Origin of the sequence: Pseudarthrobacter sp. MEB009, assembly GCF_030208875.1 — a bacterium.
Classification (GTDB): Bacteria; Actinomycetota; Actinomycetes; order Actinomycetales; family Micrococcaceae; genus Arthrobacter.
The window spans coordinates 192,635-206,904 of sequence record NZ_JARVTC010000004.1 but is presented as its reverse complement, the minus strand read 5'-3'; the positions used below and the strand labels follow the sequence as shown (position 1 = coordinate 206,904).

Below are 14,270 nucleotides of genomic sequence, written 5' to 3'. Positions count from 1 at the left end.
TGGAGCGATGAGCCAGGACACGGACAGCAAGCAGAAGGCCTCCGACAGCGGGGCGGACCACAGCACGCGCGGGGCTTACGTTACGGGCGGCGCGGAATTCACCCGGGACACCAACTACATCGAAGACCGGATCACCAGCGACGGCAAACCCGGTGCCAATGGGGAACCCGGCTGGCCGGTGGAAACCGGACGCTACCGGCTCATCGCCGCCCGGGCCTGCCCCTGGGCCAACCGCACGGTGATTGTGCGCCGCCTGCTGGGCCTCGAGGAAGCAATCTCCCTGGGCCAACCAGGCCCCACCCACGACTCCCGCTCCTGGACCTTCGACCTGGATCCCGGCGGTGTGGACCCGGTGCTGGGGATTGAGCGGATCCAGGACGCCTACTTCACCCGCTTCCCCGGCTATCCGCGGGGCATCACTGTCCCGGCACTGGTGGACGTGCCATCCGGGGCCGTGGTGACCAATAACTTCCCGCAGATCACCCTGGACTTCTCAACCGAGTGGAAGGCATTCCACCGGTCCGGGGCACCGGATCTCTACCCCGAACACCTGCGCGCCGAAATCGACCACGTCAACAAGCGGGTGTTCACCGAAGTCAACAACGGTGTGTACCGCTGCGGGTTTGCCGGCTCCCAGGACGCCTACAACGCGGCTTACGACCGGCTGTGGACAGCCCTGGACTGGCTGGAGGAGCGGCTTTCCGGCCAGCGGTTCCTGGTGGGTGAGACCATCACGGAGGCGGACGTACGGCTGTTCACCACCCTGGCCCGCTTTGACGCCGTCTACCACGGCCATTTCAAATGTAACCGGCAAAAACTGACAGAGATGCCCGCGCTCTGGGGTTACGCCCGTGACCTGTTCCAGACGCCCGGCTTCGGCGACACCACCGATTTTGTGCAGATCAAGCAGCACTATTACATCGTCCACGAGGACATCAACCCCACTGGAATCGTCCCCGCCGGACCTGACCTTTCCGGGTGGTTGGAAGCCCACGGCCGCGAGGCCCTGGGCGGGCGCCCGTTTGGCGATGGGACTCCCCCGGGACCTGTCCGCGCCGGCGAGGAAGTCCTGCCCGGGCACGGTGCGGCCCCTCGAGTGGAAAGCGCTTTCTGACTAGACTGGCAGGATGCAGATTTCGTCAGGCTTTGCCGCTCCTGGTTATGAAAGCGTCCGGGACCTCTTTGACTCCTTCCTGGCAGCGGACCCGGACTACAGCGCCCAGGTGGCGGCCTACCACCACGGAAAAGTTGTGGTCCGCCTCACCGGCGGCCCGGACATGGCCCCGGACACGGTGACCGGGGCCTATTCCTGCTCCAAGGGGGTTGCCGCCATGGTGATTGCACTCCTGGTGCAGGACGGGCTGCTTAACCTGGATGCCGCCGTCGCGCACTACTGGCCGGAATTTGCAGTGCACGGCAAGGACCGGCTGCTGGTCCGCGAGGCGCTGTCGCACCAGGCCGGGCTGATGGGCTTGGCGGGCGGAATTGCCCTCGAGGATTTCACCACAGCCGCCGGAGCCGCACGGCTGGCCGCCGCCCGTCCCACCTGGCGGCCCGGCAGCCAGTTCGGCTACCACGCCCTTACCATCGGAATCATCATGGAGGAACTGTGCCGGCGCACCGCGGGCCGGTCCCTGCAGGAGCTGTACAACCAGCTGATCCGTACCCCGCACGGTGTGGACTTCTTCCTGGGCCTTCCCGGGGACCACGAACACCGGTACCGCGACGTGCTGTACGCAGCTGCCCCGGAGGACCAGATCTGGCTGGACCCCCTGAGCCTGGAAGGCCTGAACGGCAACGCTCCGGTAAGCACCATCATGGAGTTGCCCAACCTCCGGATTGTCCGTGCGGCAGGCATGTCGGCCGCCGGTGGTGTTGGCTCAGCCGAAGGGCTGGCGCGGCTCTACGCGGCCGCCGCCACGGGGGTGGACGGCGGTGCTGCTTTCCTGCAGCCCGGGACCATCGAGGCGATGGCCCAGGAGCAGGTCTGGGGATTGGACCGGTCCTCCGGACAGGACAACGCCTTCGCGGTTGTTTTTATGAAACCGCACCCCACGCGGAATTTCGGCAGCCACCGTGCGTTTGGTCACGAAGGCGCCAACGCGGCCCTGGGTTTCGCGGACCCCGCCTACGCCCTGTCCTATGGCTACATTCCGCGGCGTGCGGAGGAAGGCCGCACGCCGGGCAAAGCCCACCGGCTGGCCGCGGAGGTCCGCCGGTCAGCTGCCGCCACCTTGTCGTAGGCCGCCCCCGGCCCTACTGTGGGGCTGATGCATAAAGCTCCAGCACGTAACAACGTCAGGTGGGCACGGGGAACCCAGCTTCTGAAACAGGCAGTCACCGGCTTGTCGGCCGCCTTCGCGGCCCAGCGCCTCCAGCTGGCGGCCAAAGCCGCCCTCGCGGCGGGGCTGGCGTTCCTGATAGCGCCCCTGATGCCTGGGGCCGCAGCGCAGTACCCCTACTACGCACCCCTCGGCGCCCTCGTGGCGATGTACCACAACGTGGCCGGCTCGGTGCGGCAGGGACTGCAGGCACTGATCGGCCTGTCGCTTGGCATCGGCCTCGCATTCATCCTGGTCAACGTCACAGACCCTTCCCCGCTGACAGTTGCGGTTTTTATGGGCATCGGGGTCCTGCTCGGTGGCCTGCCGCTGATCGGCTCAGGCAGCGACTGGATTCCGACGGCGGCCCTGCTGGTGTTGCTGGTGGGCGGAAGCAATCCGGACGACTTCTCGTTTGGCTACCTGGTGCAGATGGGCGCCGGCGTGGCGGTGGGCATTGGCGTCAATTTCCTGATCTTTCCACCGCTGCACCTGAACGCCGCCGCCTCGAGCCTGGCCGACCTGCGCCGCGCCCTGGGCCGGCAGCTCACGGACATGGGCTCGGCCCTGAAGGAGCAGTGGCCGCCCGAACACGAGGAGTGGTCCAGCCGTTCGGAGGAGCTTGCGGCGGCTGCGAGGTCCGTGCGGCACCTGGTCAAGGAAGCGGATGCCAGCCGCCGGGCCAATCCGCGGCGGAAGCTGCATCCCCGCGACGTGGAGGGCGACTACCGCGACCTGCGGAACCTGGAACGGGTCACCTTCCACATCCAGGACATGACGGACGTCCTCACCGACGTGATTTGGGACAGCGACGTGCCGTACGACGTTCCGGTGCAGGACAGCGGTCCCTTGGCGGACGCGATGACCGCGACGGGCAGCTATCTCACCGCCTCAGCCGACGTGAAAGCCGACGGCAAGGCTGTGGGCTTCGACTCGGAAGGCTTCGATGCAGCGCGGACGGCGGTGGAAGCCTGCATGGCCTCCACCGCCGGCCGTGAGGCGGAACCGGAGATGGTTCCGGCCTCGGAATCAATCCTCCTCAGCCTGCACCGGATCCTCCGGGCCCTGCGGCCCCCCAACTAAAGCGCAGTCACCGACCCCGCGAAATGGCGGCGCCCGGATCGCGGGCTCCAGGCCACAAAGTCGGACCTGCCCGGTGCGGCACCCCCGCCGTGGGTGGACCTGATTTCCAACGCCACCCGGCAGGGCAGGAATACCGGTGCGTCGAAGCTGACGTCCCAGGTGAAGGCATCCCCGCGGGCCGGGCCCACATCCGCAAGTGCCCTTGAGGCCAGGTACATGCCGTGCGCGATGGACCGCCGCATACCCAGGGCCTTGGCGGACAGCACGCTCAGGTGGATCGGGTTGAAGTCACCGGACACGGCCGCGTAGGCCCGGCCTGTGTCGACTCCCAGCTGCCAGGACGCCGTGGGATCCGGGGCGGTGAAGTCCGGGCGTGCCGGGGCAGTGGATGGCTTGTCGATGCCGGGCAGGAACACACCCTTGGCGAGGTACGTGGAGACGCCCCGCCAGCAGGGAAGCGCACGTCCGGCCTGCCGCACTTCAGTCACCACGTCCACCTGGGTTCCGGCCCGGTGTCCACGCAGGTTTTCCACCCGGGACGTCATATCCAGGGTGTCGGTGAAGACCAGGGGCCGCAGGTTCGCCACGGTGTTGCTGAGGTGGATCATCCCCAGCAACGGGAGCGGGAAGTCGTCCCGGTTCAGCACACTCATGGCCAGCGGAAAGGAGAGTGCGTGGATGAACCCGGCGGGAAGCACGTCACTGGCAGTCTCCCCCACCAGGTGCTGGTAGGCGGTGAGGTTGCCTACATCCACCGCCACACCGCGGACTTCATGGCTGTCCCCGGGAAGGGCGGGAAGGTCGTGCGCACCCAGGATCCTTCGGCGCGCAGCCTGGGCTGCGGCGTTGACATAAAGCTTGGACAACGACGGCATCTCGCCCAGGATCACCGGCTGGCCGGTGCTCATGCTCCCACCAGGTTCTGCCCGCAGACCCGGAGTACCTGGCCATTGATGCCGCCGGCGGCACCGCTGGCCAGGAAGGCGATCGCTTCGGCCACATCGATGGGCTGGCCGCCCTGCTGGAGCGAGTTGGCCCGGCGGCCCAGTTCACGCAGGGCCACCGGAATCCGGGCCGTCATGTCCGTTTCGATGAAGCCCGGTGCCACGGCGTTGATGGTGCCGCCGTAAGCTGCGATGAGCGGCGCGGTGGCACGCACCATGCCCATCACGCCGCCTTTGGATGCCGCGTAATTGGTTTGGCCCCTGTTGCCCGCGATGCCACTGGTCGAGGCCAGGGAGACGATCCGCGGTGCAGTACGGAAATGCTCCGATGCCAGCAGCGCCTCGTTGATCCGCAATTGCGCCGCGATGTTGATGTTGATGACGGAGTTCCACTTCGCCTCGTCCATGTTGGCGAGCAGTTTGTCCCTGGTGATGCCGGCGTTGTGGATGACGACGTCCAGGCCGCCGTGGCGTTGCACGGCGTGGTCGATGATGCGCTGGCCGGCACCGGGCGTGGTGATGTCCAGCTGCAGGGCGGTTCCGCGGACCTCATTGGCGACGGCGGCCAGCCGGTCACCGGCGGCCGGGACGTCCACCAGGACCAGGGTGGCGCCGTCACGGTGGAGGGTCCTGGCGATCTCGGCGCCGATGCCGCGCGCGGCGCCGGTCACGACGGCGGTCCTGCCTGCCAGCGGCCGGTCAGGGGTGTCCTGGGGATCGCCGCCCGTGCCCGTCACGGTGATGAACTGGCCATCGACGAAGGCAGAGCGGCCGGACAGGAAAAACCGCACGGCAGCCAGCGCGCTGGGACTGGTGGGTGCCACGTCCGGGGCCAGGAGCACGCCGTTTCCGGTTGCCCCGCGGCGCAGTTCCTTCGCCAGCGAGCGGAGGAACCCGTCCACGCCCTGCCGGGCGGCAGCCGCGGCGGGATCGGCGGTGTCCGACGCCGGCCGTGACACGGTGATGACCCGCCCGCCGGGTCCGAGGTCACGGAGGGAAGCGGCCACCACCAGGACCGGGCCGGCAAGGTCCTCCGGCGTCACCACGTCGTCCAGGACCAGGATGATGGCGCCGAGCCGTTCGCGGGGCACCGCGTGCCGGCGGACGTCCAGGTCCCAGGTGAGGAGCTCGGAAGCGAGGCTGTCGGCGCCCGGGGTGCTGCCCTGCACCAGGACAGGCCCGGTGATCAGCGGCTGCCCCGGCTGGTACCGGCGCAGGAAAGCAGGCTGCGGCAGGCCAAGTTTTTTGGCCAGGTTCCTGCCGAGGCCCTGATTGACCAGTTGGGTGTACTTGTCGGTCATGGTGTCCCCTACAGAGATTCGAGAATGGCGACGACGCCCTGGCCGCCGGCAGCGCAGACGGACACCAGGCCCCGCGCGGGGCGGCCTTCGGTGCTGCCCTTCTGGTGCAGCATCTTGGCCAGTGAGGCCACAATGCGGCCACCGGTGGCCGCGAACGGGTGCCCTGCGGCCAGCGAGGAACCGTGGACGTTCAACCGGCTCCTGTCGATGCTGCCCAACGCGCCGGGCAGGCCCAGCCGGGTCCGGCAGAACTCCTCGTCCTCCCAGGCCGCCAGGGTGCTGAGCACGGTGGCGGCAAAGGCTTCGTGGATTTCGAAGAAGTCGATGTCGTCGAGGGTGAGCCCCTGCCGGGCCAAGAGGCGCGGAACGGCGAAAACAGGTGCCATCAGGAGGCCGTCCTTGCCATGCACAAAGTCAACGGCTGCGGCCTCGGCGTCCACCACTGCGGCGAGCTTGGGCAGGTCGTGGGCGTCAGCCCATTCGTCGGAGGCCAGCAGGACGGTGGCGGCACCATCCGTCAGGGGTGTCGAGTTCCCCGCCGTCATGGTGGCGTCCGCGCCAAGGCCCTTGCCGAACACGGGCTTCAGGGTGCCCAGCTTTTCCAGCGATGTATCTGCGCGCAGGTTGCCGTCGCGGGCCAGGCCGCGGTAGGGGGTGACGAGGTCGTCGAAGAAGCCTGCGTCGTAGGCAGCCGCCAGGTTGCGGTGGCTGTTGAACGCAAGCTCGTCCTGGGCCGCGCGGGAAATCTTCCACTGCGCCGTGGTGAGGGCCTGGTGTTCGCCCATGGACAGGCCGGTCCGTGGCTCGGCGGTGCCGGGCGCCAAGGGTGCCAGGTCCTTGGGCCGGAGCCGGCTGAGGATCTGGAGGCGCTGCGGGATGGTCCTGGCCCGGTTCAGGTCCAGGATGACGGCGCGCAGGCCTTCGCTGACCACCACAGGGGCGTCCGAGGCGGAATCCACTCCTGCGGCGATCGCAGACTCGATCTGGCCCAGCTTGATCTTGTTGGCCAGTCCCACCACGGTTTCAAGCCCTGTGGCGCAGGCCTGCTGCAGATCGTAGGCCGGGGTTTCGGCGGACAACGCGGATCCCAGCACAGCCTCGCGGGTCAGGTTGAAGTCGCGGGAGTGCTTGAGGACGGCACCTGCCGCCACCTCGCCCAGCCGCTCGTCCTGCAGGCCAAACCTGGCGATCAGTCCGTCCAGCGCTGCCGTGAGCATGTCCTGGTTGGAGGACTTTGCGTACGCTCCCCCGGACCTGGCGAACGGGATCCTGTTGCCGCCCACGATCACTGCGCGACGGACGGCTGCTGCACCTGCGGAGCCGGTTTTGGCGGGGCCTGCTGTGGGTTGTCCAACACTGGACATGGGGTCTCCTTTGGTCACGGGGCGGTTACCGATACCCAGCGTACCTGATACGCTGGGTATCGTGAACATCCAGGAACCCGGCGCCGGCGATACCGCGGCCGGCAGCCCCGACGGACGCTCCTCCCGCTGGCAGAACCACCGGGACGAACGGCGCCGTGAACTGATCAAGGCCGCACGCCGCGCCGTGCACACCCTGGGCAGTGATGCCTCCATGGAGGACATCGCGACGGCGGCCGGAACGTCGAAGTCCGTGTTCTACCGTTACTTCGGGGACAAGGCCGGGCTCCAGCAGGCGGTGGGCGAAGTGGTTCTCCGGCAGATGCAGCGCCGCATCCAGGAAGCAGCACAAGGCGCCCAGGTGCCGCGGGAGGGACTGCTGGCCATGGTGTCCGCCTACCTGCAAATGGCGGAGACCAGCCCCAACGTGTACTCGTTTGTGACCCGCTACGGCGTGGGCGAGCCGGACGCCACCCCCGGGTCTGCGGCAGCCCCGGGCGCGCTGGGCCATTTCTTCGATGCGATCGCCGACATGATCGCCGTGCCCATGCGTTCCCACCTGGGTGAAGGCAAGGAAGCGGTCATCGGCTACTGGCCGAAGGCTGCGATCGGGCTGGTCCGCAATGCCGGCGAACAGTGGCTTGGCACTCCTGACTCTCCCGCCAAACCGGGCCAGGAAGCCATGGCCCGCCAAATCACCACCTGGCTCTGCGTGGGCGTCGCCTCGGACCTGCCCGCCCCGCCAGCCATCCACAACTCCCTGTCACTACCAACGAAGGACTGACATGACTGACGTAGTTGACCGTTCCGCCACCTTAGGCGCCGGCACCCCCACGGCGCAGCCGGCCGTGGACACCGCAGCGCTCGGGGAACAGCTGCTGGGCAAATGGGCCGCGATCCGGCACCAGGCCCGCGACCTGGCCGGCCGGCCGGAACTGCACAAGACCGAAGGCCTGACGCACACCGAACACCGGACCCGCGTGACGGGCCAACTGCAGTTCCTGGTGGACAACGGCGCCGTGCACCGGGCCTTCCCGGCCCACCTGGGCGGGGCGGACAACCACGGGGGGAACATTGCCGGGTTCGAGGAACTTGTGGTGGCCGACCCGTCGCTGCAGATCAAGGCAGGCGTCCAATGGGGTCTGTTCGGTTCCGCCGTGATGCACCTGGGCACCGAAACCCACCACACAAACTGGCTGCCCGGCATCATGAACCTGGACATCCCCGGATGCTTCGCCATGACCGAAACGGGTCACGGCTCGGACGTGGCCAGCATCGCCACCACCGCAACGTATAACAACGCCGCCGGGGAATTTGTGCTCAACACCCCGTTCCGTGCCGCGTGGAAGGACTACATCGGCAACGCCGCCATCGACGGCCTGGCAGCGGTGGTGTTTGCACAGCTCATCACTAACGGCGTGAACCACGGCGTCCACGCCTTTTACGTGGAGCTCCGGGACCCGAAGACAGGTGCGTTCCGGCCAGGCGTCGGCGGCGAGGACGACGGCATCAAGGGCGGCCTCAACGGGATCGATAACGGCCGGCTGCACTTCACCAACGTCAGGGTCCCCCGCACCAACCTCCTCAACCGTTACGGCGACGTCGCAGCGGATGGAACCTACACGTCCCCCATCGCCAGCCCAGGCCGCCGCTTCTTCACCATGCTCGGAACCCTGGTCCAGGGCCGGGTGTCCCTGGACGGGGCAGCAGTCGCAGCCTCCAAGGTGGCCCTGACGGCCGCCATCCGCTACGCCACCGAACGCCGCCAGTTCAACGCCTCGTCGCACACGGACGAGGAAGTGCTGCTGGACTACCAGCGCCACCAGAAGCGGCTCTTTACCCGGCTCGCCGGAACCTATGCCGCCAGCTTCGCGCACGAACAGCTGCTGCAGAAGTTCGACGACGTCTTCTCCGGCGCCCACGACACCGATGAGGACCGGCAGGACCTGGAAACCCTCGCCGCCGCCTTGAAGCCCCTCAGCACCTGGCACGCCCTCGACACCCTGCAGGAATGCCGCGAGGCCTGCGGCGGCGCCGGGTTCCTCGCCGAAAACCGGTTCGCCTCGCTCCGGGCGGACCTGGATGTCTACGCCACCTTTGAAGGCGACAACACCGTGCTGCTGCAGCTGGTGGCCAAGCGCCTCCTGGCCGACTACGCCAAGGAATTCCGGAACGTCGACTTCGGCGTCCTGGCGCGGTACGTGGTGGGACAGGCCACCGGCGCCGCGATCCACCGCACCGGACTGCGGCAGGTGGCCCAGTTCATGGCCGACACCGGCTCCGTGCAGCGGGCCGCCATCGCCCTCCGGGACGAGGAAGGCCAACGCGCCCTGCTTACAGACCGGGTGCAGACAATGGTGGCAGGGATGGGCGCAGCCCTGAAGGGAAGCAACAAACTTCCGCAGGAGCAGGGCGCGGCTTTGTTCAACCAGCACCAGAATGAACTCATCGACGCCGCCCAGGCGCACGCCGAACTCCTGCAGTGGGAAGCCTTCACCGACGCACTGGCGGATGTCGAGGACCCGGGCACCAAAAAGGTGCTGACCTGGCTGCGTGACCTGTTCGGGCTGTCCCTGATCGAGAAGAACCTGTCCTGGTACCTCATGAACGGCAGGCTCTCCATGCAGCGCGGCCGCACCGTGGGTGACTACATCAACAGGCTGCTGGTGAAAATCCGGCCGCACGCCCTGGACCTCGTGGCTGCCTTCGGATACGGCGACGAGCACATCAGGGCTGCCATCGCCACGGGCGCAGAGAAGGAACGCCAGGACGAAGCCCGGGCCTACTTCCGGGCCAGCCGCGCCAGCGGCCGGTCCCCGATGGACGAAAAGGTCCTGATCGCCCGCGCCGCCGGGCAGCGCAGGGCAGACGCCCGGCACCCGGCCTGACCGGACGCCCGCAACAGCAACGGCCGCAAACAACGACGGCGCCGCTCCCACCCAAGGGGAACGGCGCCGTCGTCGTCAGGACGTTACTGGCCTTGGGCCGGGAGGACTGAGCGGTAGACCTCCAGGGTGGTTTCCGTGATGGATTCCCACGAGAAGTGCTGTTCCGCACGCAACCGGCCGGCTTTGCCCATGGCCCGGGCACGCTCCGGATCGAACACCACCTCGGTGAGCGCTGCAGCGAACTCGGTGACGAACTTCTCCGGGTCCAGCGGGGTGCCGGTTCCGTCCGTGACCTGCTCAAGGTCAACCAGCAGGCCCGTCTCACCATGCTGGACCACCTCGGGAATGCCGCCGGTAGCGCTGGCCACCACGGCAGCTCCGCAGGCCATGGCCTCAAGGTTGACGATGCCCAACGGCTCGTAGATGGAGGGGCAGGCGAAGGCGGTGGCATGGCTGAGGACCTGGATCAGCTCATGCCGGGGAAGCATCCGCTCGATCAGTACCACGCCGGTGCGCTGCTCCTGCAGCTCTTCGATCAGGCGGGCGGTTTCAGCGGCCAGCTCTGGAGTGTCCGCGGCGCCAAGGCAAAGAACCAGCTGGACTTCCGCCGGCAGCTTCGCCGCTGCCCGCAGGAGGTACGGAACCCCCTTCTGGCGGGTGTTGCGGCCCACGAAGACCACGCTGGGCCTGGCGGGGTCGATGCCCAGGGCGCGGACGGCGTCGTCGTTTTCGTCCCGGGTCCACAGTTCAACGTCGATGCCGTTGTGTACCACCCGCACCTTGGCGGGGTCCACCTCCGGGTAGCTGCGCAGGATGTCCTGCCGCATGCCCTCCGAGACGGCGATGATGGCGGCCGCGGCTTCGTAGGCGGTTTTCTCCACCCAGGAAGACAGGGCGTAGCCGCCGCCGAGCTGCTCGGCCTTCCACGGCCGCAGGGGCTCGAGGCTGTGCGCGCTGAGGACGTGCGGGATGCCGTGCAGCAGACCCGCCAGGTGCCCTGCCATGTTGGCGTACCAGGTGTGCGAGTGCACCAGGTCCGCCCCGGCGATATCGGGTACTATCCGCAGGTCCACCCCGAGCGTCTGCACAGCGGCGTTGGCACTGCCCAGGTCGTCAGGGACCGCATAGGACGTCACCGCCGCCCCATGGTAGTCGGCGTCGCGCGGTGCCCCGAAGGCACGAACCTGCAGGTCAACGTGCTTACTAAGCACCCTGCTCAGTTCTGCCACGTGGACTCCGGCGCCTCCGTAGATCTCCGGCGGAAACTCTTTAGTCACAATGTCTATTCGCACAACACCCAAGGTAGTCGTTCACGCTTAACTGTTCTAGTGTGAAGGAGTCCGGGCCAACCGGACTGTCTTGGGAGTTACGAAGGCGTACAGGAGCGACCACCATGCCGTTGAACAAAAAAGTCCTGGCCATTGTCCTCGCAGGCGGCGAGGGCAACAGGCTGATGCCGCTGACGGCGGACCGCGCCAAACCGGCCGTCCCCTTCGCGGGAAGCTACCGCCTGATCGACTTCGCCCTTTCCAACCTGGTGAATTCGCGCTACCTGCAGATTGTGGTCCTCACGCAGTACAAATCGCACAGCCTTGACCGACATATCTCGGAGACCTGGCGGATGTCCACGCAGCTGGGCAACTATGTTGCCTCCGTCCCCGCGCAGCAGCGCGTGGGCAAGAGCTGGTTCCTGGGCAGCGCCAACGCCATTTACCAGTCCCTGAACCTGATCCACGACTCCAACCCCGACATCGTTGTTGTGGTGGGCGCGGACCACGTGTACCGGATGGACTTCTCCCAGATGGTGGCCCAGCACGTCAACAGCGGGGCCAAGGCCACGGTCGCGGCCGTCCGCCAGCCCCTGCATATGGCGGACCAGTTCGGGGTCATCGAAGTGGACCCCAACGACCCGCAGAAGATCTCCGCCTTTGTGGAGAAGCCGGCCAGCACCCCCGGCCTCGCCGCTGATCCGTCCCAGTTCCTGGCCTCCATGGGCAACTACGTTTTCGACGCCGACGCGCTTGTCGCGGCCCTCCACGTGGACGCCGAACGGCTGGACACCAAGCACGACATGGGCGGGGACATCATTCCCTACTTCGTGAACCAGGGCGAGGCCGGCGTGTACGACTTCACCCTCAACGACATCCCGGGTTCCACGGAACGGGACCGCACCTACTGGCGCGACGTCGGCACCATTGACTCGTTCTACGACGCCCACATGGACCTCATCTCCCCGCTGCCGGTGTTTAACCTGTACAACTCCGAATGGCCCATTTACACCAGGCAGAGCATCTCCCCGCCGGCCAAGTTTGTCCGCGGCCGGGACGACACCGTGGGCACCGCGCTGGACTCCATCGTCTCCAGCGGCGCGGTCATCTCCGGCGGCGTGGTGGAAGGCTCCGTCCTCTCCAACGACGTCAAGGTGGGAACCAGTGCCCGGGTCATCGATTCCGTCCTGATGGACAAGGTCACGATCGGCGAAGGCGCCGTGATCAACCGTGCCATCCTCGACAAAAACGTGAAGGTACCCGCGGGGGCAGCCATCGGCCTGGACGCCGACCTGGACCGTGCCCGCGGCTACAAGGTCACCGATTCCGGGATCACCGTCCTGGCCAAAGGCCAGTTGGTCCCGGAGCCCGGCGACGACGAGCGCCGGCTTGCCGCCGAGCACCTGGACAGGATCCCGAAGTCCGTGATGGCCGCCGCTGACAAGTACCCGGATGTCCGCGGCGCCGTGGGCCGGGTGGGCGAAAACCATGCTGCCGCGGCGGCAAACGCCGCCCAGCGGTAGCGTTTTTCCCTGCCTTGCACCGGGTCCGGCAGCGCGGCACCAGCCGTGCGGCCGGCCCGGGGGCCAGGCTGTAAAATTGATCGAATGAGCTCCCCCGATCTGTCGCCCGAGGAAATCCAGGCCTGCCTGAAGGTCCTGAACACCATCCACGCCTACGACGAGGAGCACCCGGACTACATCTCGGTGCGCCGGGCCACGGGGAAAATGTTCAAGGCCGTGAAGCGGCACCGCCGTGTTTCCAAGCGGGACCTGATCGCCGAGGCCGACCGGGCCGTCATCGCATTGACCGCCACTGCCGCGCCGGACCGCATCGACGACGAAACCCGGGGCAACAAGCTGGCGCCCTCGGCCACCGGAGACGTGGCCGGCCACCTCATCAGGTCCAGGCCCTGCTACATCTGCAAAAACCACTACACCCAGGTGGACGCCTTCTACCACCAGCTGTGCCCCGAGTGCGCGGCGTTCAGTCACGGCAAGCGGGACGCGCGGACCGACCTCACCGGCAGGCGCGCCCTCCTCACCGGCGGCCGCGCCAAGATCGGCATGTACATCGCCCTGCGGCTGCTCCGCGACGGCGCCCACACCACCATCACCACCCGGTTCCCCAAGGACGCCGCCCGCCGGTTCGCTGCCATGGAGGACAGCGGCGAATGGCTGCACCGGCTGCGGATCGTGGGCATCGACCTCCGCGACCCGTCACAGGTGATGGCCCTGACCGATTCCCTCAACGAGGCCGGTCCGCTGGACATCATCATCAACAACGCGGCCCAGACCGTCCGCCGTTCAGGCAATGCCTACAAGCCCCTGGTGGACGCCGAGGACGAGCCGTTGCCTGCTGCCCTGGAGCCCGCCAACGGTGGCCCGGAACTGCTGACCTTCGGGCACGCCCACGACAAGCACCCGCTGGCCCTTGCCGGCAGCGTGATGGAGCACCCTGTCCTGGCAGGGGACGCCATCACGTCGCTGGCGCTGTCCACGGGGTCCGCGTCGCTGGAACGCATCGCGGCAGGAACAGCCATCGACGCCGGCGGCCTGGTCCCGGACCTGGCCGGGATCAACAGCTGGACCCAGGTGGTGGACGAGGTGGATCCGCTGGAAATGCTCGAAGTCCAACTCTGCAACGTCACAGCACCGTTCCTGCTGGTCAGCAGGTTGCGGGACGCCATGCGCCGGTCCACTGCACACCGCAAATACATCGTGAACGTCTCCGCCATGGAAGGCCAGTTCTCCCGCGCCTACAAGGGTCCGGGGCACCCGCACACCAACATGGCCAAGGCGGCCCTGAACATGATGACCCGCACCAGCGCCCAGGAGCTGCTGGACTCGGACGGCATCCTGATGACCGCCGTGGACACCGGCTGGATCACGGACGAGCGGCCGCACTACACCAAGGTCCGGCTGATGGAGGAAGGCTTCCACGCTCCCCTGGACCTGGTGGACGGCGCAGCGCGGGTCTACGACCCCATCGTGATGGGCGAGGACGGCGAAGACCAGTACGGTGTTTTCCTGAAGGACTACAAGCCCAGCCCCTGGTAAGCGAACGGTCCGGCGCCCCACACGGGGGGCGCCGGACCGGTACCC

11 protein-coding genes are annotated in these 14,270 nt (G+C 67.5%); 7 read left to right on the top strand and 4 right to left on the bottom strand.

Annotation, left to right across the window (positions count from 1 at the left end):
- Nucleotides 1–7 precede the first annotated feature (7 nt).
- From QRN07_RS02890 to QRN07_RS02880, 3 genes are read left to right on the top strand one after another with little or no spacing between them, the layout of a single operon-like run.
- On the top strand, nt 8–1,114 hold the full coding sequence (locus QRN07_RS02890) for a glutathione S-transferase family protein (RefSeq protein ID WP_285240288.1): 1,107 nt from the start codon (nt 8–10) through the stop codon (nt 1,112–1,114).
- Nucleotides 1,115–1,127: 13 nt separating this feature from the next.
- Nucleotides 1,128–2,243 (top strand): serine hydrolase domain-containing protein, encoded by a 1,116-nt coding sequence (locus QRN07_RS02885; protein WP_050687349.1) that lies wholly within the window; start codon nt 1,128–1,130, stop codon nt 2,241–2,243.
- A 27-nt stretch (nt 2,244–2,270) separates the two neighbouring features.
- Nucleotides 2,271–3,404: an FUSC family protein gene (locus tag QRN07_RS02880; RefSeq protein WP_231686115.1), complete on the top strand. Its 1,134-nt coding sequence runs from the start codon at nt 2,271–2,273 to the stop codon at nt 3,402–3,404.
- On the opposite strand, the gene QRN07_RS02875 is transcribed toward QRN07_RS02880, so the two are convergent.
- Genes QRN07_RS02875 through QRN07_RS02865 form a run of 3 tightly spaced genes read right to left on the bottom strand, consistent with a single transcriptional unit; the run spans nt 3,401 to nt 7,013 of the window.
- Nucleotides 3,401–4,312: a MaoC family dehydratase gene (locus QRN07_RS02875; protein WP_285240287.1), complete on the bottom strand. Its 912-nt coding sequence runs from the start codon at nt 4,310–4,312 to the stop codon at nt 3,401–3,403. The two genes, QRN07_RS02880 and QRN07_RS02875, sit on opposite strands and share 4 nt — an antisense overlap.
- Nucleotides 4,309–5,649 carry a 3-oxoacyl-ACP reductase gene (locus QRN07_RS02870; RefSeq protein WP_285240286.1) on the bottom strand — a complete coding sequence of 447 codons (1,341 nt, stop codon included), beginning with the start codon at nt 5,647–5,649 and terminating at the stop codon, nt 4,309–4,311. The genes QRN07_RS02875 and QRN07_RS02870 overlap by 4 nt, the downstream gene beginning before the upstream one ends.
- A gap of 8 nt (nt 5,650–5,657) precedes the next feature.
- Nucleotides 5,658–7,013 (bottom strand): acetyl-CoA C-acetyltransferase, encoded by a 1,356-nt coding sequence (locus tag QRN07_RS02865; protein ID WP_050687355.1) that lies wholly within the window; start codon nt 7,011–7,013, stop codon nt 5,658–5,660.
- Nucleotides 7,014–7,074: 61 nt separating this feature from the next.
- Here QRN07_RS02865 and QRN07_RS02860 point away from each other — a divergent pair, with 61 nt between their 5' ends.
- Together QRN07_RS02860 and QRN07_RS02855 are read left to right on the top strand one after the other, a co-directional pair.
- On the top strand, nt 7,075–7,794 hold the full coding sequence (locus QRN07_RS02860) for a TetR/AcrR family transcriptional regulator (RefSeq protein WP_231686116.1): 720 nt from the start codon (nt 7,075–7,077) through the stop codon (nt 7,792–7,794).
- A gap of 1 nt (nt 7,795) precedes the next feature.
- Nucleotides 7,796–9,898, top strand: coding sequence for an acyl-CoA dehydrogenase family protein (locus tag QRN07_RS02855; protein ID WP_056600370.1), 2,103 nt, complete (start codon nt 7,796–7,798; stop codon nt 9,896–9,898).
- Between the two features lie 83 nt (nt 9,899–9,981).
- Here the strand turns inward: QRN07_RS02855 and glgA are convergent, their stop codons facing one another.
- On the bottom strand, nt 9,982–11,190 hold the full coding sequence (glgA, locus tag QRN07_RS02850) for a glycogen synthase (RefSeq protein ID WP_285240285.1): 1,209 nt from the start codon (nt 11,188–11,190) through the stop codon (nt 9,982–9,984).
- Nucleotides 11,191–11,291: 101 nt separating this feature from the next.
- Between glgA and glgC the strand changes: the two genes are divergently transcribed.
- Nucleotides 11,292–12,689 (top strand): glucose-1-phosphate adenylyltransferase, encoded by a 1,398-nt coding sequence (gene glgC, locus QRN07_RS02845; RefSeq protein WP_056600373.1) that lies wholly within the window; start codon nt 11,292–11,294, stop codon nt 12,687–12,689.
- Nucleotides 12,690–12,773: 84 nt separating this feature from the next.
- Nucleotides 12,774–14,225 (top strand): SDR family NAD(P)-dependent oxidoreductase, encoded by a 1,452-nt coding sequence (locus QRN07_RS02840; protein WP_056600376.1) that lies wholly within the window; start codon nt 12,774–12,776, stop codon nt 14,223–14,225.
- Nucleotides 14,226–14,270 lie beyond the last annotated feature (45 nt).